The sequence below is a fragment of the Shinella sp. WSC3-e genome, from assembly GCF_945994535.1.
GTDB lineage: Bacteria > Pseudomonadota > Alphaproteobacteria > Rhizobiales > Rhizobiaceae > Shinella > Shinella yambaruensis.
In genome coordinates this window covers 3,890,318-3,913,664 of sequence record NZ_OZ000530.1, presented here as the reverse complement: position 1 = coordinate 3,913,664, position 23,347 = coordinate 3,890,318, and the positions used below count along the sequence as shown (strand labels likewise).

Sequence of the window (23,347 nt, the reverse complement as noted above, 5' to 3'; positions counted from 1 at the left end):
ACGTGAAGGACGGCTCGCGACGCCCGCAGCCGCAGCGCGGCGAGGACGCGCAAGACAAAAAGAAGGAGGTCGTCCTTTGACCCTCAAGGCCCGCGTCATCCCCTGCCTCGATGTGAAGGACGGCCGTGTCGTCAAGGGCGTCAGCTTCGTCAATCTGGTCGATGCCGGCGATCCGGTGGAATCGGCAAAGGCCTATGACGCCGCCGGGGCCGACGAACTCTGCTTCCTCGACATCACCGCCTCCTCCGACAACCGCGACACGATCTTCGACGTCGTGGCGCGCACGGCCGACCATTGCTTCATGCCGCTCACCGTCGGCGGCGGCGTGCGCTCGGTTGCCGATATCCGCAAGCTGCTGCTTGCCGGGGCCGACAAGGTGTCGATCAACTCGGCCGCCGTCGCCAATCCGGATTTCGTGGCGGAAGCCGCCGACAAGTTCGGCAACCAGTGCATCGTCGTCTCGATCGATTCGAAGAAGGTTTCGCAGGAAGGCGAGGAAGACCGCTGGGAGATTTTCACCCATGGCGGCCGCAAGCCGACCGGCATCGACGCCGTCGCTTTCGCGGAAAAGATGGTGGAGCGCGGCGCGGGCGAACTGCTGCTCACCTCGATGGACCGCGACGGCCAGAAGGGCGGCTACGACATCGCGCTGACCCGCACCATCGCCGACCGCGTCTGCGTGCCGGTCATCGCCTCGGGCGGCGTCGGCACGCTCGACCACCTCGTCGAGGGCGTGCGCGACGGGCATGCGACGGCGGTGCTCGCCGCCTCCATCTTCCACTTCGGCACCTACACCGTCGGCGAAGCCAAGCGCTACATGGCCGAGCATGGCATCGCCATGCGGCTCGACTGAGGAGAGGCACATGAGCACCTTCACCCTTGCCGATCTCGAACGCATCGTCGACGCCCGCGCCGCGGCCGATCCGTCGGAAAGCTGGACGGCGAAGCTCGTTGCCGCCGGACAGCAGAAAGCGGCAAAAAAGCTCGGAGAAGAGGCCGTCGAGACCGTTATCGCCGCGATCGAGGGCGAAAAGGCCGCCTTGACGAGCGAAACGGCCGATTTGCTCTATCATCTGATCGTCGTATTGAAAATCGGCGGCGTCCCGTTACAAGATGTCATGGGGGAGCTGGAGCGGCGGACAAGCCAGTCCGGCCTAGCGGAGAAGGCCAGCCGGAAGAGTTGATGATCCAGGCAGTGCGCGACAAGAACCAGACGGATATTCCGGACGATTTCGGCAATCACGACTATTCTCCCTACCGCTTCTTCCCGGCAGACGAATGGGCGCGCTTCCGCGCCGATACGCCGCTGACGCTGACTGCCGACGAGGTGCAGCGGCTGCGCTCGCTGGGCGACCCGATCGATCTCAACGAAGTCAGGCGCATCTATCTGTCGCTGTCGCGCCTGCTGTCGGCCCATGTCGAATCCTCGCAGATGCTCTTCGAGCAGCGCAAGCGCTTCCTCAGCCTCTCGGACGAGGCGAAGACGCCCTATGTCATCGGCATCGCCGGCTCGGTCGCGGTCGGCAAGTCCACCACCGCGCGCATCCTGATGGAACTGCTGTCGCGCTGGCCGTCCAGCCCCAAGGTCGACCTCGTGACGACCGACGGCTTCCTCTATCCGAACGCGGTGCTCCAGCGCGAGAACCTGATGGAGCGCAAGGGGTTCCCGGAAAGCTACGACATCGGCGCGCTGTTGCGCTTCCTCTCGGCCATCAAGGCCGGCAAGAAGGACGTCAAGGCACCGACCTATTCGCACCTCACCTATGACGTGCTGCCCAACACCTTCCGCACCATTGACCGGCCGGACATCCTGATCTTCGAGGGCATCAACGTCCTGCAGTCGCGCAACCTGCCGGCGGACGGCAAGATCGTGCCGATGGTCTCCGATTTCTTCGATTTCTCGATCTATATCGACGCCGAGGAGACGCTGATCCATGCCTGGTACGTGGAGCGCTTCATGCGCCTTCGGGAAACCGCCTTCCGCAACCCGGATTCCTATTTCCATCGCTACGCGACGATCAGCGAAAAGGAAGCGCTTGCGATCGCGGAAAACCTCTGGCGCAACATCAACCTGAAGAACCTGCACCAGAACATCCTGCCGACCCGCCCGCGCGCCGACCTCATCCTGCAGAAGGGCCGGAACCACCTCATCGAGACGGTGGCGCTGCGCAAGCTCTAGTCGTTTTAACCTAATTCCGGACGCAAAACCAAGCCGGCTACGGATTGACCCGGCGAAGCGTCAGGTTGATGCGTCCGGCATTCTTCAACAGCGTCGACGTGCCCGGATAGATCCGGTCGACCCCGTGAAAGATCAGCCGGCTTTCGCCACCGAACACGAAGACGTCGCCGCTCGCAAGACGGAACGACCGCGTCGGATCGCTGCGTGAAACACCGCCGACACGAAACAGGCACTGGTCGCCCAGCGAGACGGACACGACGGGCGCGGCAAATTCGGTCTCGTCCCGGTCCTGGTGCAGGCCCATCCTGGCGTCCGGATCGTAGAAATTGACGAGGCAAGCCTCCGGCGGCTTCTCGAAGCCGGAAACCTCGTTCCACAGGGCAAGAAGCGCATCGGGAATGGCGGGCCAGGGACGGCCGGTCTCGGGATGGACAGGCTGGTAACGATAGCCACCCGCCTTGTCCGTCACCCAGCCGAGCGGGCCGCAATTGGTCATGCGCACCGACATCGGCTTGCCGGTTCTCGGCATGCGCGGCACGAAGAGCGGCGCTTCGACCACGACCTGCCGAATTGCGGCGACGAGGGCTTCCTGCGCCGGACGGTCGAAATGGCCGGGGAAGTAGCAAAGCCCCGGGGCGAGACCGCGCTCAGCCATGCGCGCTCACGCTTCCGCCAGATCCGGGATGCGCAGCACCTGGCCGGGATAGATCTTGTCCGGATGGGTCAGCATCGGCCGGTTGGCGTCGAAGATCAGCGTGTGCCTGGCGCCCTTGCCCTTGCCGTAGTGGGATTCGGCGATCTTCCAGAGATTGTCGCCCTTCTTGACCGTGTAGAGGGTCGGCGCCTGTGCGGGCGTTGCGGCCTCGGCCAGCGCGGTCATGTCGGCCTGGCCGGGCTTGAGGCCGGAATCGGCCGGCACGACCTTGAGGTCGGCGGCCTCCACCCTGGAAATGCCGAGCGTGTTGCCGACGGCGATCACCGCCTTCTCGAAGGCCGTCTGGTCGGCCACGACACCCTTCAGCACGCATTTGTCGCCCTCGACGGAGACTTCGACATTCTGCGTGCCGAGATCGAAGGAATCGAGCTCCTTCTTGACCGCCGCCGCTTCCGGCGCTTCGTCGTCGCCACCGATGCCGAGCTTCTTGCCGGCGGTCTTGATGAAGCTGAAGAGACCCATGGCTACCTCCCTGGTCTTCCTGCCTGGTTTTCCGAACTAAAGCAGAGCCCTTCCGCAAAGGAAAGATTCCGTTTCACGCTCACCGGTAAACGGCCGGGTTGCGGCAATCATTCGCCGCCGGGCTTGGCCCGCATGCGCTTGACGTCCGACCGGCCCGACTTTTCCTTGAGCCGGCGTTCGACCGAACCTTTTGTCGGCTTCGTCTTCTTGCGCACCGGCGGCGGCGGTTCGGCCGCCTTGAGGATCAGCTCCTTCAGCCGTTCGCGCGCATCCTCCCGGTTGCGCTCCTGGCTGCGGAAGCGGTTCGCCTCGATCATCAGCACGCCGTCCTTGGAGACCTTGCGGCCGGCCAGCCTTTCCGCATTGGCCTTCACCCGATCGCTGAGCGAGGGCGAGTTGCGCAGGTCGAAGAAGAGCTGCACGGCCGTCGAGACCTTGTTGACGTTCTGCCCGCCCGGACCGCCCGCCAGCACGAACTGCTCGGTCAGCTCCCAGCCGGCGATCGTGATGGAACTCTTGATGTAGAGGGGCGCGCTGGCCATGGAAATTCCTTTCCCGGCCGTTTTAACCGGCACCGGGCAAAACGGGAAGCCGCCGCCAAAGACGAAAACGCAGACGAAAAACCCGGCCTCAAGGGCCGGGTTTCACGTGAATCATCGCCGATGCACCTTATTCGGCAGCGACCTTCAGGCCCGGCGCGGCATCGCGCACGCCGCCGTCCACATGGTCCTCGAACTTCTCGAAGTTCGTAATGAACATGTCGACGAGCTTGCGGGCCTGCTTGTCATAGGCAGCGCCGTTGGCCCAGGTCGAGCGCGGATCGAGGATCTTCGTGTCGACGCCCGGCACCGAAACGGGGACCTGGAAGCCGAAATTGTCGTCGCGGCGGAAGAGCGCATCCTTCAGGGAGCCGTCCAGCGCGCTGGCGAGCAGGGTGCGCGTCGCCTTGATCGGCATGCGGCGGCCTTCGCCATAGGCGCCGCCCGTCCAGCCGGTGTTGACCAGCCAGCAATCGACGCCGTGCTCGGCAATCAGCTCCTTCAAAAGGTTACCGTAGACCGCCGGGTGGCGCGGCATGAAAGGCGCGCCGAAGCAGGTCGAGAAGGTGGCTTCCGGCTCGGTCACACCGCGTTCCGTGCCGGCGACCTTGGCGGTGTAGCCGGAAAGGAAGTGGTACATGGCCTGGTCGGGCGTCAGCTTGGCGATCGGCGGCATGACGCCGAAGGCATCGGCCGTCAGCATGATGATCGTCTTCGGATGCGGCGCGCGGCCGGTCTCGCTGGCATTCGGGATGAAATCCAGCGGATAGGCGCAGCGGGTGTTTTCCGTCAGCGAGCCGTCGTTGAAATCCGGAACGCCGTTGGCGTCGAGCACGACGTTCTCCAGAACGGAGCCGAAACGCTGCGTCGTCGCGTAGATCTCCGGCTCGGCCTCGGCCGAAAGGCGGATCGCCTTGGCATAGCAGCCGCCTTCGAAGTTGAAGATGCCGTTTTCGCCCCAGCCGTGCTCGTCGTCGCCGACCAGCGTGCGGCTCGGATCGGCCGACAGGGTCGTCTTGCCGGTGCCGGAGAGGCCGAAGAACACGGCCGCGTCACCATCCGGGCCGACATTGGCCGAGCAGTGCATCGGCATGACCTTTTCCGAGGGCAGCAGCCAGTTGAGCACGGTGAAGACCGACTTCTTCATCTCGCCGGCATAGAAAGTGCCCGCGATCAGCACGATGCCGCGCGTCAGGTCGCAGGCGATCATGGTTTCCGTGCGGGCGCCGTGGCGCTCCGGATCGGCCTTGAAGGTCGGCAGGTCGATGATCGTCAGCTTCGGCACGAAGGTCGCAAGATCCTTCTCTTCCGGGCGGATGAGCAGGTTGCGGATGAACAGCGAATGCCAGGCGAGTTCCGTGACGACGCGGGTCGGCAGGGCGTAATCGGCATCGGCGCCGCCGACGAGATCCTGCACGAAGAGGTCGCGGGCGGCCGCATGGGCCAGCATGTCGGCGTGCAGCACATCGAAATGCTCGCGCGAGACGGCCTTGTTGTTGTCCCACCAGATGGCGCCCTCGGTGTTTTCGTCGCGCACGACGAACTTGTCCTTGGGCGAGCGGCCGGTGTGCTGGCCGGTGAGGGCGCGAAGGGCGCCATGGGCCGTCTTGACCGCTTCCCCGCGACCGAGGGCCTCTTCATAGAGAGCCTCTGCTGCAAAGTTGTACCGGACCGTACCGTCGGTGTGGATACCCATCGCGGTGAGCCCCTGAGCGGGGTTGCGAACGCCAAGTTCCTGCATGGTCCAGTTTTCCTCCAAGGCGACAAGACTGGTGTGAATTTTGCGGGAACCTAATGCGCGGCTGTCACAAAGACAAGAGGAAAATAGAAATTAGGCAATGATATCAATTAATTAATCGATTTAAACAATTATGTGACTTTTTTAATCGTTTGAATAATCGATTTAAAAATGACTCGGCCGGCCGGCCCGAAACGTCTCCCTTTATCTTCGCCACAATTTGTTCCACCTTTATCCCCAGGAAGGCGCATCACATCCAGGACAGGAAACGATCCGAGGTCGGGAAAGGCGCCGATGAATATGGAGACTAGCAGGATGCAGACGATCGCACTCGTTGACGACGACCGGAATATTCTGACATCCGTGTCGATCGCTCTGGAGGCCGAAGGCTACAAGGTGGAGACCTATACGGACGGCGCCTCGGCGCTCGACGGCCTTCTTGCCCGTCCGCCGCATCTTGCGATCTTCGACATCAAGATGCCGCGCATGGATGGCATGGAACTGCTGCGCCGGCTGCGCCAGAAATCCGATATCCCCGTCATCTTCCTCACCTCGAAGGACGAGGAGATCGACGAACTGTTCGGCCTGAAGATGGGCGCGGACGACTTCATCACCAAGCCGTTCTCGCAGCGCCTGCTGGTCGAGCGCGTCAAGGCGATCCTGCGCCGGGCCTCGAGCCGCGAGGCCGCCGCCTCCGCCGGGGCCGCCGGCAGCACGGCGAAGGCCGGGGAAGTGGCGGCCCGCTCGCTGGAGCGCGGCCAGCTCGTCATGGACCAGGAGCGCCATACCTGCACCTGGAAGGGCGAGCCGGTGACGTTGACCGTGACCGAATTCCTCATCCTGCACTCGCTGGCGCAACGCCCCGGCGTGGTGAAGAGCCGCGATTCGCTGATGGACGCGGCCTATGACGAGCAGGTCTATGTCGACGACCGCACCATCGACAGCCACATCAAGCGGCTGCGCAAGAAGTTCAAGATGGTCGACACCGACTTCGACATGATCGAAACGCTCTACGGCGTCGGCTATCGGTTCCGCGAGACCGCATAACGCGATTTCGCTTGCATGGACCGCGGCGGCGATGGCATGCCGCGGTCAGGCGGCACCATGCCGCCGGCATGAAGGATGAAGCCGCTTGTTGCAGACAATGTCGGAAAAAGACGGGCCGGAAAAGGATGGGGAAGACGTCGAGGGCCGGCCTGCGCCGCGATCCCTGCGCCGCCGCTGGACCCATCCCTTCACGCTCGCCCGGCGCATCTTCGGCAATGCCGTCTTTTCGAGCCTGACGCGCCGCATCCTGTTCTTCAACCTCGTCGCGCTCGTCGTGCTCGTCGCGGGCATCCTCTATCTCAACCAGTTCCGCGAGGGGCTGATCGATGCGCGCGTCGAGAGCCTCCTGACCCAGGGCGAGATCATCGCAGGCGCGATCTCCGCCTCCGCCTCCGTCGACACCAACTCGATCACCATCGACCCGGAAAAGCTGCTGGAACTGCAGGCCGGCCAGAGCATCACGCCGCTGCCGAACGACGAAGACCTCGAATTCCCGATCAATCCGGAGCGCGTCGCGCCCGTGCTGAGAAGGCTGATCTCGCCGACCCGCACCCGCGCGCGCATCTATGACACGGACGCCAACCTGCTGCTCGATTCGCGGCACCTCTACACGCAGGGCCAGGTGCTGCGCTTCGACCTGCCGCCGGTGGAGCCGGAGAGCACCAGCCTCATCGAGCGCATGAACGTCTGGTTCAACCGCATCCTCCAGCCGAGCAACCTGCCGCAGTACAAGGAAGCGCCCGGCGGCGACGGCTCGATCTATCCGGAAGTGATGAACGCGCTGACCGGCGTGCGCGGCGCGGTCGTGCGCGTCAACGACAAGGGCGAGCTGATCGTCTCGGTCGCCGTGCCCGTGCAGCGGTTTCGCGCCGTGCTCGGCGTCTTGCTGCTCTCCACCCAGGCGGGCGACATCGACAAGATCGTCCATGCCGAACGGCTTGCCATCATGCGCGTCGCGGGCGTCGCCGGCCTCGTCAACATCGCGCTGTCGCTGCTGCTCTCCAGCACCATCGCCAATCCGCTGCGCCGGCTTGCGGCGGCGGCGATCCGCGTGCGGCGCGGGGCGAAGGAGCGCGAGGAGATCCCCGACTTCTCGGTGCGCCAGGACGAGATCGGCAACCTTTCGATTGCACTGCGCCAGATGACGAACGCGCTCTACGACCGCATCGACGCGATCGAGAGCTTCGCCGCCGATGTCAGCCACGAGCTGAAGAACCCGCTGACCTCGCTGCGCAGCGCCGTCGAGACGCTTCCGCTCGCGCGCACGGACGAATCGAAGAAGCGCCTCCTCGACATCATCCAGCACGACGTGCGCCGGCTCGACCGCCTGATCAGCGACATCTCGGACGCGTCCCGCCTCGATGCCGAGCTTGCCCGCAGCGATGCCCGCACCGTCGACCTCGAAAAGCTGCTTGGCGACCTCATCGACATTTCCCGCCAGGTCAACACGCGCAAGAAGCCGGTCACCCTCGATTTCGTGGTGGACCGCAAGGACAATCCGAAGGCGAAATTCGAGATATCGGGCTACGAGCTGCGCATAGGCCAGATCGTCACCAACCTCATCGAGAATGCCCGCTCCTTCGTGCCGGATCCCGGCGGGCGCATCGTCGTGCGCCTGTCGCGCGGGCGGAACGACCGCTGCATCATCCAGGTCGAGGACAACGGCCCCGGCATCCAGGCGGAAAACATCGACCGCATCTTCGAGCGGTTCTACACGGACCGCCCCGCCACCGAGGATTTCGGCCAGAATTCCGGCCTCGGCCTTTCCATCTCGCGGCAGATCGCCGAGGCGCATGGCGGCACGCTGAAGGCCGACAACATCGTCGACAAGGCGACCGGGGAACTGGCCGGCGCCCGCTTCACGCTGTCGCTGCCGACCGGCAACCAGAAATGAGCGGGGTTTCGCGGGCAAAGACGACCCCTGCGGGGAGAGCCACCCCTCATCCCGCTGCCGCGACCTTCTCCCCGCGTGCGGGGAGAAGGGGGGTGTTGCGTCGGTTTCCCAAGGCAGTGGCCCTTGTCGCGGCAGCGGGATGAGGGGCATGCCGAACGCAGCGCCCGTCAACCTCCATGCCACCGCCATCGTCATCGGCACGACGGGGCTTCTGTTCGTCGGCCCCTCCGGCACCGGAAAAAGCGCCGTCGCGCTCCACTGCATCGAGGAGGCCCGCGCCCGCGGCCTTTTCGCCGCCCTGATCAGCGACGACCAGGTTTTCATCATCGAAGCGAACGGCCGGCTCATCGCGCGTGCACCCAAAAGCATCGCCGGCCTGGCGGAGATCCGCGGGGCCGGGATCGTGCCGGTGGGGACGATCGAAGCGGCGGTTCTGACCCGGGCGATCCGGCCGATCGAACCGCCTTTCGCCGAGCGCCTGCCGCCGGAAGGGGAAACCGTCGCGGTCCTGCCGTCGTTCTTGCTGCCGCTTACCCGGCTGCCGCTCTTGCCCGGCGTGAGCGCTTTTTCGACCTTGGCCGCAATTCACCCGGAAATCCTGAAGAGTTGACCCCAAAAGCCCCGTCAAAAAGCGGAATCGGGCATTTTGGGCTTGCACTTGGTCTTTTCATTGACATGATGGCCACCCCAACGGTGGACGAAATTGCTGCATTGCGGTATTCCGCCGTCCGTTTGAGTTGGGAAACTGGAGCGACTGCTGATGATCGGACTGGTGCTTGTCACCCATGGCAAGCTTGCGGAGGAATTCCGGCACGCCCTTGAACATGTCGTTGGTCCGCAAAAGGCGATCGAGACCGTCTGCATCGGCCCCGAGGACGACATGGACCAGCGCCGCCAGGATATCCTGGAAGCGGTGATGAAGGCCGACCAGGGCCATGGCGTCATCATCCTCACCGACATGTTCGGCGGCACCCCCTCGAACCTCGCCATTTCCGTGATGAGCGGCGACGGCATCGAGGTGATCGCCGGCGTGAACCTTCCCATGCTGATCAAGCTTGCCGGCATCCGCGGCGAGAACAACATGGAGAAGGCGCTGATCGACGCCTCCGAGGCCGGCCGCAAATATATCAACGTGGCAAGCCGCGTCTTGAGCGGCAAATAAGGTTCTCCGCCCTCCATGACCGTCTCGAAAGAGCTCCTCATCATCAACAAGCGCGGCCTGCACGCCCGCGCCTCGGCGAAATTCGTCCAGACGGTCGACGGCTACGACGCCGAGGTCACCGTCTCCAAGGACGGCATGACGGTGGGCGGCACCTCGATCATGGGCCTGATGATGCTCGCCGCCAGCCCCGGCTGTTCCGTGCTGGTGACGGCGGTCGGCGTCCAGGCCCGCGAGGTGCTCGACGCGCTCGATGCGCTGGTGGCCGATCGTTTCGGCGAAGAAATGTAGGCCACGTGTCGATATAAGGATATAAAGACTTCTTTATATCCTGTTGCTCCAGCCGGCGTTTCCTGATAGGAAGCGCCATCACGAACAGGATCTGTTCGTTCCACGCATGTGCGCAGGCATCTTCACGACGCACGTGCCAAAAGGCTGGAGACCCCATGACCACCACGCAGGACTACCACGTTGCCGACATCGCGCTCGCCGATTTCGGCCGCAAGGAAATTCAGATCGCCGAAACGGAAATGCCGGGCCTGATGGCCTGCCGCGAAGAATTCGGTGCGTCCAAGCCGCTGAAGGGCGCACGCATCACCGGCTCGCTGCACATGACGATCCAGACCGCCGTGCTCATCGAGACGCTGGTCGCGCTCGGCGCGGACGTGCGCTGGGCCTCGTGCAACATCTTCTCCACGCAGGACCACGCCGCCGCCGCGATCGCCGCCGCCGGCATCCCGGTCTATGCCGTGAAGGGTGAGACGCTCACCGAATACTGGGAATACACCGACAAGATCTTCCAGTGGGCCGATGGCGGCTTCTCCAACATGATCCTTGACGACGGCGGCGACGCCACCATGTACATCCTGCTCGGCGCGCGCGCCGAAGCCGGCGAGAACGTGCTGGTCAACCCCGGCTCGGAAGAAGAGGAAATCCTCTTCGCGCAGATCAAGAAGCGCCTCGCCGCCTCCCCGGGCTGGTTCACCAAGCAGCGCGACGCCATCAGGGGCGTGACCGAAGAGACCACCACCGGCGTCAACCGTCTCTACCAGCTCCAGCAGAAGGGCCTGCTGCCCTTCCCGGCGATCAACGTCAACGACTCGGTCACCAAGTCGAAGTTCGACAACAAGTACGGCTGCAAGGAATCGCTGGTCGACGGCATCCGCCGCGGCACCGACGTCATGATGGCCGGCAAGGTCGCCGTGGTCTGCGGCTATGGCGACGTGGGCAAGGGCTCCGCCGCCTCGCTGCGCGGCGCCGGCGCGCGCGTGAAGGTGACGGAAATCGACCCGATCTGCGCCCTTCAGGCCGCCATGGACGGTTTCGAGGTCGTGCAGCTCGAGGATGTCGTCTCCTCCGCCGACATCTTCATCACCACCACCGGCAACAAGGACGTCATCCGCCTCGAGCATATGCGCGAGATGAAGGACATGGCGATCGTCGGCAATATCGGCCACTTCGACAACGAGATCCAGGTCGCCTCGCTCAAGAACCTCAAGTGGACCAACATCAAGCCGCAGGTCGACATGATCGAGTTCCCGAAGGGCAACCGCATGATCCTTCTGTCGGAAGGCCGCCTCTTGAACCTCGGCAACGCCACCGGCCACCCGTCCTTCGTGATGTCCGCCTCCTTCTCCAACCAGGTCCTCGCCCAGATCGAGCTCTTCACCAAGGGCGAGATCTACAAGAACGAGGTCTACGTGCTGCCCAAGCAGCTCGACGAGAAGGTCGCCCGCCTGCACCTTGCCAAGCTCGGCGCGCGCCTGACGGAACTCTCCGAGGAGCAGGCCGGCTATATCGGCGTGACGACCCAGGGTCCGTTCAAGGCCGAACACTACAGATACTGATCCTTACCCGGGTTATCCACAACATCTAGGGGCTGCGCGCTTGACAAGGCGCGCAGCTTCTTTTTTGGGCGCGTCCCTTCCCGACGATTCTGGAAACAAGTATCGTTTAAAGCATTGATTCGGCGTGCAGATGCGGACCCTTCGCGCCGGATTGGGATGTCTTGTCGATCAGGCGGCAAACGGACGGAGACATACCGGGGATGATGGCGGACAGAAAACGAGGCCGTTCCGGGCAGGCTTTTGCCGTGCCGGAGCGGAACAGGGCGCATTCGCTTGCGCAGAATAAATTTATGGTTAACGAATGGTTTACACGCGGCAGGCGTCGTCTCGTATCGGCACTGTCGGCCGGCTCGGCGCTGACGGCCCTTGCCGGCCCGGCGCACGCCGCCGGCCCCTATCTCGCCACCACGGAGATCGTCACCGTTTCCATGCTGCTCGGCGTGATGTCGGCAGCGATGGTCTCGGCGATCTGGATGATCCGCCAGCGCGGCCGCATGGAGGCGGAAAGCCGCGAACTGAAGGCGCATCTTTCCGACGCCCGCCACAACGTTTCCCGCCTGCAGGCACTGATCGGCGACAAGGACCGGCGCATCGTCGTCTGGGACGGCCTTTCGGAGAAGCCGGAATTCCTGGGCCAGCTGCCGGCGGAGACCGGCGCGCCGCAGGCCGATCGCGATTTTCTCGCCTTCGGCCGCTGGCTGAAGCCCACCTCCGCCGCCGAGATCGAGCGCGCCGTGGAGCGGCTGCGCTCGCAGGCGCAGAGTTTCGACCTGATCCTCGAAACGAGCCGCGAGGAAGTGCTGGAAGCGCAGGGCCGCGTTTCCGGCGGCCAGGCCTTCGTGCGCTTCGTGGCGCTGAACAATCTGCGCGCGGAAGCCGCCGAACTGAAGCTGGAGCGCGACAGGCTGGTCCAGGCGCTCACCACGCTGCAGGGCCTGCTCGACCAGATCGACCTGCCCGTCTGGCAGCGCGCCGCCGACGGCTCGCTTGCCTGGGTGAACGAGGCCTATGCCGAGGCCGTCGAGGCCAGGGACGCCGCCGCCGCCGTCACCGAGGGCCGCGAGCTTCTCCCCACCATCGCGCGCGAAAAAATCCGCGCCGCCAGCACCTATGACGCGCCGTTCCGCGACAAGATCTCCACCGTCGTGCACGGCAACCGCAGCTTCTTCGACGTCGTCGATGCGCGCAGCCCGACGGGCTCGGCCGGCATCGCCGTCAATGTCTCCGATATCGAGGCGGTGCGCGAGGAACTGGTGCGCACGCTGAAGAGCCATGCCGAGACGCTCGATCATCTCGCGACCCCTGTCGCCATCTTCGACGGCGAGCAGCGGCTGCAGTTCTACAACCAGGCCTTCCAGCGCATGTGGGAGATCGACACGGCTTTCCTCGAAGGCAAGCCCGGCAATGGCGAACTGCTCGACCGCCTTCGCGCCGGCGGAAAGCTGCCGGAACAGCTCAACTGGAAACAGTGGAAGGACAACGCGCTTTCCGTCTACCGCGCCATCGACACGCAGACCGACCTCTGGCACCTGCCGAACGGCCAGACGCTGCGCGTCTTCGCCACCGCACGCCCGCAGGGCGGCGCGACCTGGGTCTTCGAGAACCTGACGGAAAAGGTCGATCTCGAAACGCGCTACAACACGCTGGTGCAGGTGCAGGACGAGACGATCGACCACCTCGCCGAGGGCGTCGCCGTGTTCAGCCCGGACGGGCGCATCCGCCTCTCCAACCCGGCCTTCCGCGCGCTCTGGGGCATCAGCGAGGCCGAGGCGAAATCCGGCACCCATATCCGCGCCATCGAGCAGGCCTGCGCGCCGTCCTACGACAAGCCGGACGGCTGGAAGCGCTTCGCCCATATCATCACCAGCTTCGACGACGAGCGCCCCTCCTGCCAGGGCGTGCTGGAGCTGCGCACCGGCCTGGTGCTCGACTTCGCCGTCATCCCGCTTTCCAACGCCCAGACGATGCTGACCTTCGTCAACATCACCGACAGCGTGCGCGTCAGCCGGGCCCTCACCGAAAAGAACGAGGCGCTGCGCAAGGCCGATGCGCTGAAGAACGATTTCGTCCAGCACGTCTCCTACGAGCTGCGCTCGCCGCTAACCAACATCATCGGCTTCGCCGATCTCCTGAAGACGCCGACCATGGGCGAGCTCAACGAGCGGCAGGCCGAATATGTCGACCATATCGCGACATCATCGGCGGTGCTGCTGACCATCGTCAACGACATCCTCGACCTTGCCACCGTCGATGCCGGCATCATGGAGCTCGACTACAGCGAGATCAACCTGACGGACCTGCTCGACGACGTCTCCATGCAGTTCGCCGACCGGCTGCACGAGGCGCAGGTGACGTTGGAAATCACCGCCCCCGACAATCTCGGCACCATCGTCGCCGACCAGCAGCGCCTCAAGCAGATCCTGATAAAACTACTGAGCAATGCCGCGAATTTCGCGCCGGAAGGCAGCTCGATCGGCCTCAAGTGCTGGCGCGAGGGCGCCGACCTCGTCTTCACCGTTTCCGACCGCGGGCCGGGCATTCCGCAGGACGTGCTGCAGACGGTGTTCGATCGCTTCGAAAGCCACGGCCGGCGCGGCGGCGCGGGCCTCGGCCTCTCGATCGTCGAGAGCTTCGTCAGCCTGCACCACGGCACCGTCACCATCGACAGCCGCGAGGGGCGCGGCACGGATGTCACCTGCCGCATCCCGTCTGCGACGATGACCTCCTTCGCCGCGGCGGAATAGGCCCGGATGGCGCTCGACCTCTTCCTTCCCGACGAAGCCGCCACCATCCGCTTCGGCGAGGACATGGCGCTCGGCCTGAAGCGCGGCGACTATGTCGCGCTGTCGGGCGATCTCGGCGCCGGCAAATCGACCTTTTCCCGCGCGCTGATCCGGGCGATCGCCGGCGACGCCGATCTCGAAGTGCCGAGCCCGACCTTCACGCTGGTTCAGAGCTACGACCTGCGCATCCCCGTCGCCCATTTCGACCTCTACCGCATCGCCGATGCCGCGGAGATCGACGAACTCGGCTTCGACGAAGCGCTCTCCGACGGCATCTGCCTCGTCGAATGGCCGGAAAAGGGTTTTGGCGCGCTGCCGGCGGACGGCATCACGCTCACCTTCCTGCATGAGGGGGACGGGCGGCGCGTCACCATCGACGCCCCGGCACCGGCGCTGGCGCGCATTCGCCGCTCGCTGGCGATCCGCGCCTTTCTCGACGAAGCCGGCTACCGAAATGCGGTGCGCCGCCACCTGACGGGCGACGCCTCGGTGCGTGCCTATGAGCATGTCGATGCCGGCGGCGCGCGTTTGGTGCTGATGGATTCGCCGCGCCACGCGCCGGGGCCGATCCTTGCCCATGGCAAATACTACCAGCAGATCGCCCATATCGCCGAGGACGTGAAACCCTTCATCGCCGTCGGCCGCTATCTCGTCGCCCGCGGCCTGCGCGCCCCGGCCATCCATGCGATGGATATCGAGCAAGGCATCATCCTGATCGAGGACCTCGGCAGCGCAGGCGTGCTCGACGAAAACGGGGTGCCGATCGCCGAGCGCTACCGCGAAAGCGCCGCCTGCCTTGCGCATCTGCACGGGGAGGCCGCTGAGCGGGACCTTCCCGTCGCCGGCGACATCGTGCACCGCGTGCCGGACTTCGACCGCGACGCCATGCAGATCGAGGTGAGCCTTCTCACCGACTGGTACCTGCCCTACAAGCGTGGCACGCCGGCAAGCGAGGACGAGCGCCGCGGCTATGTCGCCCTGTGGGACGGACTGATCGACAGCCTTGCCGCCGCCGAGCACAATCTGCTGCTGCGCGACTTCCACTCGCCGAACATCATCTGGCGGCCGGAAGCGACCGGCACCGACCGGGTCGGCATCATCGATTTCCAGGATGCGATGATCGGCCCCTCGGCCTATGACGTCGCCTCGCTGGTGCAGGATGCGCGCGTCGACATGCCGGAGGGCGTGGCGGAAAGCGTGCTCGACCATTACCTGTCGCTGCGGGCTGCGGAGCCCGGCTTTAACCGGGACCGTTTCCTGCGCGACTGGCACGTCATGGCTGCGCAGCGCAACTGCAAGCTCGTCGGCCTCTGGGTGCGGCTGATGCAGCGCGACGGCAAGCCGGCCTATATGCGCCACATGCCGCGCACCCTGCGCAATCTGGAACGGGCGCTCGCCCATCCCGACCTCGCCCCCTTGCGCGAGTGGTGCGAAAAGGCTGGAATCCTCGCGACCGAATCATGATCGCGAGCAGCCGATGAAGATCGAAGACGCCATGGTGCTGGCCGCCGGCCTCGGCACCCGCCTGCGCCCCATCACCGACACGATGCCCAAGCCCCTGGTGCCGGTCGCCGGCAAGGCGATGATCGACTACGGGCTCGATGCGCTGGCGGAGGCCGGCGTCAAGCGCGCGGTCGTCAACGTGCACCATTTCGCCGACCAGATGATCGCGCATCTTGCCGGCCGCGCGGTGCCGCAGATCATCCTCTCCGACGAGACGGAGCGCCTGATGAATTCCGGCGGCGGGCTGGCCAAGGGCCTGAAACTGCTTGGCCGCGACCCCGTCTTCGTGATGAATGCCGACCTCTTCTGGATCGGCGAGAAGCCCGGCGAGCCGAGCAATCTCGAACGGCTGGCGGAGGCCTTCGACCCCCAGCGCATGGACATGCTGCTGCTCTGCGTGAAGCTGGAGGACACGACCGGCCACAACGGCAAGAAGGATTTCTCCATGGACACCGACGGGCGGCTGGCGCGCTACCGGGAGGGCGACGGAACAGCCTTCGTCTATGCCGGCGCCATCGCCATGATGCCGGCCCTCTTCGACGACGCGCCCGAGGACGCCTTCAACCTCAACATCTATTTCGACCGGGCGATCGAAAACGGCCGCCTCTACGGCATCGTGATGGACGGCCACTGGATCACCGTCGGCACGCCGGAGGCGATCGGCGCGGCGGAAGCCGTCATCGGCGCGGCGCGCGAGGCGGCGGCGTGACGCGCGCGCGGGGGCGCATCTATTCCATCCCGGCGAGCCTGCCTTTCTTGAGGACGACCGCCCAGAGCCTTGTCGACGGCCGGCTCGTGCCCGGCTTCACCTATGATCCCGCCGACCCGCTGGCGCTGGCCGACGTCACGATCTATGTGCCGACCCGTCGCTCGGCCCGCGTGCTGCGCTCGGAATTCGTCGATCTCTTCGGCGGGCGCTCGGCCATCCTGCCGGTCATCCGCGCGCTCGGCGAGACGGACGACGACAGCGGCTTCTTCGACGAGGCGGCGCCGGCGCTGCTCGACATGGCCGAGCCGCTGTCCGGCCCGGCGCGCCTTCTCGAACTCGCCCGCCTCGTGCTCGCCTGGCGCAACCAGCTGCCCGCGGCCGTCACCTCCGTGCATGTGGAAAGCCCGCTCGTCGCGCCCGCGAGCCCCGCCGATGCCGTCTGGCTTGCCCGCAACCTCGCCGAGATCATCGACGCGATGGAGACGGAAGAGCTCGACTGGCTGGCGCTCGACAATCTCGACGTCTCCAACCATGCGCTCTGGTGGCAGCTCACCGCCGAATTTTTAAAGATCGCCAGCGAATTCTGGCCGGCGCGGCTGACGGAGCTCAACCGTTCCTCCCCGTCGCTGCGGCGCAACGCGACGCTGCATGCCGAGACGGAACGCTACCGCGCCACGCCGCCCGCCGGCCCCGTCATCATCGCCGGCTCGACCGGCTCCATTCCCGCGACCGCCGGCCTGATCGCGGCCGTGGCGGACCTGCCGAACGGCGTCGTCATCCTGCCGGGGCTCGATCGCTTCATGTCCGACGCCGAATGGCTGCTCGTCGGCCATCAGACCGGCACCGACGGCGCCCCGAAGCCCGATGCCGCCGCCCGCAGCCATCCGCAATACGGCCTCCACCGCCTGCTTGCCCGCATGGGCTGCACGCGCGCGGATGTCGAATTGCTCGGCACGCCGCCCGAAGCGCTGGAATATCGCTCGCAGATCCTCTCCAGCGCCTTCCTGCCGACGCAGGCGACGGCCGGCTGGGGCGAGGTTCGCGGCGCGCTCGATGCGGGCCGGCTGGCCGAGGCCTTCGAGGCCGTGTCGCTCGTCGAGGCGGCCAACGAGCGGGAAGAAGCGGTGGCGATCGCCATTGCGCTGCGCCTGGCGCTGGAGGATGGCGAGGACGCCCAGGCGGCGCTGATCACGCCCGACCGCAAGCTCGGCCGGCGCGTGGCGGCGGAGCTTGCCCGATTCGGCATCGAGGCGGACGATTCGGCCGGCACGCCCTTGCTCTCGACTCTGCAGGGCACGCTCCTGCGCCTCCTTACCGAGGCGGCGCTGCGGCCGGGCGACCCGGTGCCGCTCGTCGCGCTGCTGAAACACCCGCTTGCCCGCTTCGGCCTGCCCGTGGCGGACCTTGCCGAGGCCGTCACGGCGCTGGAGCTGACGGCGCTGCGCGGCGGCACGGCCGAGATCGACATTTCCACGCTCGAACCGCTGCTCGAGGCCGCCCTTGCCCGGCAGGCGCAGGACCGCCACCCGCCGGAATGGCGCACGGCGCTTTCCGAGGCCGCAATCCCGCTTGCCCGCGACCTCGCCCGCCGTATCGCAGAAGCCGTCGAGCCGCTTGCCGGCGCGCTCGTGCAGGAAAGCCGCACGGGCCGGCGCTTTTCCTCGAAGCTCGCGGTCTCCGACTGGTCGGAACGGACGGGACGCGCGCTCGAGGCGGTGGCGGTGGACGAGCACGGCAACCTTGCCGCCCTCTGGTCCGGCGAGGCGGGCGACAGCCTGGCGAACCTCTTCAAGAGCGTGATCGAGACGGACGGGCAGATCGAGGCCGACGGGCCGCAATGGTGCGACATCATCGAGGCCCTGGCGGCCAGCGAAAGCGTCAAGCCGCGCTCCATGCGCCATCCGCGCGTCTTCATCTTCGGCGCGCTCGAATCGCGCCTGCAGAGCGTCGACACCGTGGTGATCGGCGGGCTCAACGAAGGCACCTGGCCGGGGCAGGCGGCGAACGACGCCTTCCTGTCGCGTGTCATGAAGGTGGAGATCGGCCTGGAGCCGCCGGAACGGCGCATCGGCCAGCTCGGCCACGACCTGCAGATGGCCGCGGCCGCGCCGAAACTGGTGCTGACGCGGGCACTGCGCAACGGCACCGCGCCGACCGTCGCCTCGCGCTGGCTGCAGCGGCTGATCGCCGTCGGCGGCCCCACCCTTGCCGCCGACCTCAAGGCGCGCGGAAGGAACCTCATCGACTGGGCGAACGCCATCGACCGCAGCCCGCCCGTGCCGAATGCGCGCCGCCCGGCGCCGCATCCGCCGGCCGAGCTGCAGCCGAGGAAATACTCCTTCAGCGAGGTGGGGCGTCTCCGGCGCGATCCCTATGCGATCTATGCCCGCCATATCCTGCGCCTCGATCCGATCGCGCCCTTCAATCTCGATCCGGGGCCGGCCGAGCGCGGCTCGCTCTACCACCGCATCGTCGACCGCTTCGTGCGCGAAGAGGCGAGCGGCGAGCCCTTCACCCTCATCGGCCACATCCTTGCGGAAGAATTCGACGCCGTCGCCCTGCCCCCGCATATCGACGCCGTCTGGCGGTCGCGCTTTGCCGCCGTCGCCCGCGCCTTCGTCCACTGGCACCTGGAGCGGGCGGGCGGCGTGTATGAGAGCCTGACGGAGGTGCCGGCCTCGCTCGACCTTTCGGTCGGCGGCATCCGCCTGACCGGCATCGCCGACCGCATCGACATCCTGCCGGACGGCAGCGCCGACCTTCTCGACTACAAGACCGGCAGCACGCCGTCGCTGAAGGTGGCGCGGGCGCTGCTCGATCCGCAGCTCGCGCTGGAGGCGGCGGCGATCCGGCGCGGCGCCTTCCGCGGGCCGGGGCTTCGCGAGCCGGCGAACCTTCTCTATGTGCGCCTCAAACCCGGCGAACGGTTCAAGGCCGAACAGGTGAACAACGAGCATGCCAAATCGGCGAACGTCACGCCGAAATCCGCCATCGAGCTTGCCGAGGAAGCCCTGACGGAGCTGGAAAAGCTGCTGACGGGCCTCATCGAGGGCCGCTACGGCTTCGCCTCCCGGCTCATTCCCGAACAGGAACGGGACTATGGCGGGGAATACGACCACCTGGCGCGCGTCGCCGAATGGTCCTCGGCGGAAAGCAACGGGGAGGGCGAGGATGCTTGACGAAGACCGGCCCGCCTCCGCCGAGCCCGCCGCCTGGCTGAGCTGGACCACGCAGAAACAGGCGGCGGCCTCCGATCCCGCGCGCTCGGCCTGGGTTTCGGCCAATGCCGGCTCGGGCAAGACCCATGTGCTGACGCAGCGCGTGATCCGCCTGCTTCTCGCCGGCTGCCGGCCCTCCGCCATCCTCTGCCTCACCTATACCAAGGCCGCGGCTTCCGAGATGTCGAACCGCGTCTTCGAGCGGCTGGCCGAATGGGCGACGCTCTCCGACGAAGCGCTGACCGAGCGCGTGGCGGCGATCGAGGGCAAGGAGCCGGACCTGTTCAAGCTCGCCGAGGCGCGCCGGCTCTTCGCCCGCGCGCTCGAAACGCCGGGCGGGCTGAAGATCCAGACGATCCACGCCTTCTGCGAGGCGCTGCTGCACCAGTTCCCGCTGGAAGCCAATGTCGCCGGCCACTTCTCCGTGCTCGACGACCGGGCCGCCGCCGTGCTGCTGGCCGATGCGCGCCGCACGCTGCTGACGGCGACGACGAACGAGGACGACAGCACGCTCGCCGCCGCCTTCGCCACCGTGCTCGACATTGCCGACGACACCGGGCTGGAGCGGCTGATCGCCGATATCGTGGCGAGCCGCGGACCGATCCGCGACTTCCTGGACGGCGCCGCGAAGGCGGATGGCGTGGAGGCCGTGCTGCGCCGGGAAACCGGGCTCGACACGCACGAGACGGCGGACGACATCCTCGCCGCCTTCTGGCCGCTCGACGGTTTGCAGGGCGCGGTGCTCGATTCCTATCTCGCGGCGGCGGAGAGCCTTGGCAGCGACACGGTCAAGGCCACCGCCGCGGGCCTGCGCGGCGTGGCCCGGCTGGCCGATGCCGAGGCCCGGCGCGCCGCGCTGCATGATCTCTTCTTCACCGGTGCCGGCGCGCCGCGCAGCCTCGACCGGTCGTTCCTGTCGAAGAAGGTTCGCGACAGTGCGCCCCACCTCGAAGCCGCGCTTCTGGCCGCCCAGGCGCATGTGATCGCCTGCGACGACCGGCTACGGCGGTTCCGCATGTACGAGGCGACGCACGCGGCGCTTATCATCGCCGAACGGCTGATCGGCGACTACGAGGACCTGAAGCGTGCGCGCAGCCTGCTCGACTTCGACGACCTGATCGACCGCACCGCGCGGCTGCTCACGCGCGAGCGGGTGAGCGCCTGGGTGCACTACAAGCTCGACCAGGGCATCGACCACATCCTCGTCGACGAGGCGCAGGACACCAGCCCGCGGCAATGGCAGATCGTCAAATCGCTGACGGACGATTTCTTCGCCGGCGAAACGGCGCGGGACCGGGAGCGCACGATCTTCGCCGTCGGCGACGAGAAGCAGTCGATCTATTCCTTCCAGGGCGCCCGGCCGGAGCGTTTCGCCGAGGAGGGCCGCGCGGTTCTTCGCCGCACGCAGGCGGCGAAAGCCGCCTTCAGCCCCATCCGGCTGCTGCTTTCCTTCCGCTCGACGCGCGAGGTGCTCTCGGCCGTCGACCAGGTCTTTCTCGACCCCGCCAATGCGCGCGGGCTGACGCCGGACGGCAGCGAGATCGTGCACGCCTCCAACCGCGGGCGCGAGCCGGGCGCGGTCGATATCTGGGAGGTGATCGCCGCCCCGCCGGGGCTCGACGAGGAGGACTGGACCGCGCCCTTCGACGCGGTGGCCGAGGAGGCGCCGATCAACGTGCTGGCCCGGCGCATCGCCGATATGCTCGCGGCCTGGATCGGCCGGGAGACGGTGACGGAAAAGGGCAAGACACGGCCGATGGCGGCCGGCGACGTCATCGTTCTGGTGCGCAAGCGCGATGCCTTCGTCAATGCGCTGACGCGCACGCTGAAGCAACGGCACAACCTGCCCGTCGCCGGCGCCGACCGGCTGGTGCTGACGAAGCACATCGCCGTGCAGGACCTGATGGCGCTCGGCCGCTTCGCCGTGCTGCCGGAGGACGACCTTTCGCTGGCCGCGCTGCTGAAGAGCCCGCTGTTCAACCTCGATGAGGAGGCACTGTTCGCGCTGGCGGCGCGGCGCGGCGAAAAACAGGGGCTCTGGCCGCGGCTTGTCGCGGCGGCGGAAGAGGACGCAGCGCTGGCCGGCATCGTGCGGCGGCTGAGGGAGATGCTGCGCGATGCGCGGGGCCAGGCCGTGCACGATTTCTATGCGCGCATCCTGGGTGCCGGCGGCGGGCGGCGGGCCTTCCTCGCCCGGCTCGGGACGGAAGCCGGCGAGATCATCGACGAGTTCCTGACATTCGCGCTGGAGCAGGAGGAGAACGGCCTGCCGGGCCTGCAGGCTTTCGTCTCCACGCTGGAGCTCGAAGCCCCGACCGTCAAGCGCGAGCAGGACAAGGCGCGCGGCGAGATCCGCATCATGACGGTGCATGCCGCCAAGGGCCTGGAGGCGCCGGTCGTCTTTCTCGTCGACGGCGGGGCGAAACCCTTCAGCCCCAGCCACATGCCGCATCTGCGCTTCCTTACGGCGCCCGGCCTTGCCGGCGGCCTGCCGGCCTGGCTGCCGCTCAAGGACCTCGGCAACGCGCTGACGGCGGCCGATGCGGAGCGCATCAAGGCCGGCGCGGAGGAGGAATACCGCCGCCTGCTCTACGTGGCGATGACACGCGCGGCGGACCGCCTCGTCGTCTGCGGCTATCGCGGCCGGCTGGAGAACAAGGACACCTGGCATCAGATGATCACGGCGGCGCTTTCTGCCGATGGCGCGCGGTGCGTTGAAAGGACCTTCTCGACGGCGGGCGAGAGCTGGCCGGGATTTGCCTGGCGCGAGGCCGGCGCGGCGACCCTGGAGGCGGTCACCGCGGCTCCTGCCGAGGAGAGAGCGGCGATCGCGCTTCCGGAAGCTCTGGACCGGCCCCTGCCGCCGCAGAAATCGCTGCCCCGGCCGCTCAGCCCCTCGGGCGCGGCGGCGGTGATCGAGACGGATGCGGCGGACCTCCTGGTGCCTTCGGCGCTCTTCGGCCGGAAGGGCGGCATTCCCGGCGCCGGCCTTGCCATGGAGCGGGGACGCATCCTGCACCGTTTCCTCCAGGTCCTGCCCGCCTTTAATGCCGCGGAACGGCCGGCGGCGGCGCGGCGCTATCTCGAACGGGCGGCCGCCCACTGGCCGGAAAGCGCACGGACCTCGCTGGTCGAAGCGGCGCTCGTGGTGATCGGCGACGGGGACCTCGCCGCGATCTTTTCGCCCGCGGCGCGGGCGGAAGTGTCGATCATGGGCACGCTGACGCTCGGCAGCCGGGACTATGCGGTCTCCGGCCGTATCGACCGCATGGCGATCACCGATGCGGCTGTCGAGATCGTCGATTTCAAGACGAACCGCGTGCCGCCGGCCTCGCTAGCCGACATTCCCTTCGAGCACCGGGCGCAGCTTGCGATCTACCGCGCGATCCTCGCGCCGCTCTATCCAGAGCGGGAAATCCGCTGCGGGCTGATCTACACGGAAGCGGCAAAAACCTATTGGCTGGACGCCGGCCTGATGGAGGCGAGCCTTGCCGAACTCGCCTCGAAGTGAGATACCGGACGGGACGGCCGATCGCCCCGCGGGGCGCCGGCAG

General features: G+C 66.6%; 18 protein-coding genes. 14 read left to right on the top strand and 4 right to left on the bottom strand.

All coding sequences use genetic code 11. The features are described from left to right. Positions 1–76 precede the first annotated feature (76 nt). Genes hisF through coaA form a run of 3 tightly spaced genes read left to right on the top strand, consistent with a single transcriptional unit; the run spans position 77 to position 2,179 of the window. A complete protein-coding gene (gene hisF, locus AABF56_RS19175) occupies positions 77–853 on the top strand; it encodes an imidazole glycerol phosphate synthase subunit HisF (protein WP_244770797.1) in 777 nt (258 codons plus the stop codon). Positions 854–863: 10 nt separating this feature from the next. Then, on the top strand, positions 864–1,184 hold the full coding sequence (locus AABF56_RS19170) for a phosphoribosyl-ATP diphosphatase (RefSeq protein WP_244770796.1): 321 nt from the start codon (positions 864–866) through the stop codon (positions 1,182–1,184). Continuing rightward, the gene (gene coaA / locus AABF56_RS19165; RefSeq protein WP_244770795.1) at positions 1,184–2,179 is read left to right on the top strand and encodes a type I pantothenate kinase; all 996 of its coding nucleotides are present in this window, start codon (positions 1,184–1,186) and stop codon (positions 2,177–2,179) included. The genes AABF56_RS19170 and coaA overlap by 1 nt, the downstream gene beginning before the upstream one ends. A 37-nt stretch (positions 2,180–2,216) precedes the next feature. Here the strand turns inward: coaA and AABF56_RS19160 are convergent, their stop codons facing one another. From AABF56_RS19160 to AABF56_RS19145, 4 genes are all read right to left on the bottom strand, one after another. Beyond that, on the bottom strand, positions 2,217–2,834 hold the full coding sequence (locus AABF56_RS19160; RefSeq protein ID WP_272807168.1) for an alpha-ketoglutarate-dependent dioxygenase AlkB family protein: 618 nt from the start codon (positions 2,832–2,834) through the stop codon (positions 2,217–2,219). Between the two features lie 6 nt (positions 2,835–2,840). Next, entirely contained in the window at positions 2,841–3,356 is a 516-nt protein-coding gene (gene lysM / locus AABF56_RS19155) for a peptidoglycan-binding protein LysM (RefSeq protein ID WP_272807167.1), read from the bottom strand. A 107-nt stretch (positions 3,357–3,463) separates the two neighbouring features. Further along, positions 3,464–3,898: an alternative ribosome rescue aminoacyl-tRNA hydrolase ArfB gene (gene arfB / locus AABF56_RS19150; RefSeq protein WP_064332012.1), complete on the bottom strand. Its 435-nt coding sequence runs from the start codon at positions 3,896–3,898 to the stop codon at positions 3,464–3,466. A gap of 127 nt (positions 3,899–4,025) precedes the next feature. Then, positions 4,026–5,636 (bottom strand): phosphoenolpyruvate carboxykinase, encoded by a 1,611-nt coding sequence (locus AABF56_RS19145; RefSeq protein WP_272807166.1) that lies wholly within the window; start codon positions 5,634–5,636, stop codon positions 4,026–4,028. A gap of 312 nt (positions 5,637–5,948) precedes the next feature. Between AABF56_RS19145 and AABF56_RS19140 the strand changes: the two genes are divergently transcribed. The 11 genes from AABF56_RS19140 (at position 5,949) to addA (ending at position 23,304) form a co-directional block, all read left to right on the top strand. Continuing rightward, positions 5,949–6,680: a response regulator transcription factor gene (locus AABF56_RS19140; protein WP_064332010.1), complete on the top strand. Its 732-nt coding sequence runs from the start codon at positions 5,949–5,951 to the stop codon at positions 6,678–6,680. A 97-nt stretch (positions 6,681–6,777) separates the two neighbouring features. Beyond that, entirely contained in the window at positions 6,778–8,574 is a 1,797-nt protein-coding gene (locus AABF56_RS19135) for a sensor histidine kinase (RefSeq protein ID WP_244770821.1), read from the top strand. Between the two features lie 148 nt (positions 8,575–8,722). Beyond that, positions 8,723–9,184: an HPr kinase/phosphorylase gene (locus AABF56_RS19130; protein WP_272807165.1), complete on the top strand. Its 462-nt coding sequence runs from the start codon at positions 8,723–8,725 to the stop codon at positions 9,182–9,184. Positions 9,185–9,334: 150 nt separating this feature from the next. Next, positions 9,335–9,736 carry a PTS sugar transporter subunit IIA gene (locus AABF56_RS19125; protein WP_064332008.1) on the top strand — a complete coding sequence of 134 codons (402 nt, stop codon included), beginning with the start codon at positions 9,335–9,337 and terminating at the stop codon, positions 9,734–9,736. A gap of 15 nt (positions 9,737–9,751) precedes the next feature. Further along, complete coding sequence (locus tag AABF56_RS19120) at positions 9,752–10,024, top strand: HPr family phosphocarrier protein (RefSeq protein ID WP_023514719.1); 273 nt, start codon at positions 9,752–9,754, stop codon at positions 10,022–10,024. A 155-nt stretch (positions 10,025–10,179) separates the two neighbouring features. After that, a complete protein-coding gene (gene ahcY, locus AABF56_RS19115; RefSeq protein ID WP_272807164.1) occupies positions 10,180–11,580 on the top strand; it encodes an adenosylhomocysteinase in 1,401 nt (466 codons plus the stop codon). A gap of 290 nt (positions 11,581–11,870) precedes the next feature. Continuing rightward, the gene (locus AABF56_RS19110) at positions 11,871–14,324 is read left to right on the top strand and encodes a PAS domain-containing sensor histidine kinase (protein ID WP_272807163.1); all 2,454 of its coding nucleotides are present in this window, start codon (positions 11,871–11,873) and stop codon (positions 14,322–14,324) included. A gap of 6 nt (positions 14,325–14,330) precedes the next feature. Continuing rightward, positions 14,331–15,827: a tRNA (adenosine(37)-N6)-threonylcarbamoyltransferase complex ATPase subunit type 1 TsaE gene (gene tsaE / locus AABF56_RS19105; RefSeq protein ID WP_244770786.1), complete on the top strand. Its 1,497-nt coding sequence runs from the start codon at positions 14,331–14,333 to the stop codon at positions 15,825–15,827. Between the two features lie 13 nt (positions 15,828–15,840). Next, a complete protein-coding gene (locus AABF56_RS19100) occupies positions 15,841–16,575 on the top strand; it encodes a nucleotidyltransferase family protein (protein WP_272807162.1) in 735 nt (244 codons plus the stop codon). After that, a complete protein-coding gene (gene addB, locus AABF56_RS19095; RefSeq protein ID WP_272807161.1) occupies positions 16,572–19,754 on the top strand; it encodes a double-strand break repair protein AddB in 3,183 nt (1,060 codons plus the stop codon). The genes AABF56_RS19100 and addB overlap by 4 nt, the downstream gene beginning before the upstream one ends. Further along, positions 19,747–23,304 carry a double-strand break repair helicase AddA gene (addA, locus tag AABF56_RS19090; protein ID WP_272807160.1) on the top strand — a complete coding sequence of 1,186 codons (3,558 nt, stop codon included), beginning with the start codon at positions 19,747–19,749 and terminating at the stop codon, positions 23,302–23,304. The genes addB and addA overlap by 8 nt, the downstream gene beginning before the upstream one ends. Positions 23,305–23,347 lie beyond the last annotated feature (43 nt).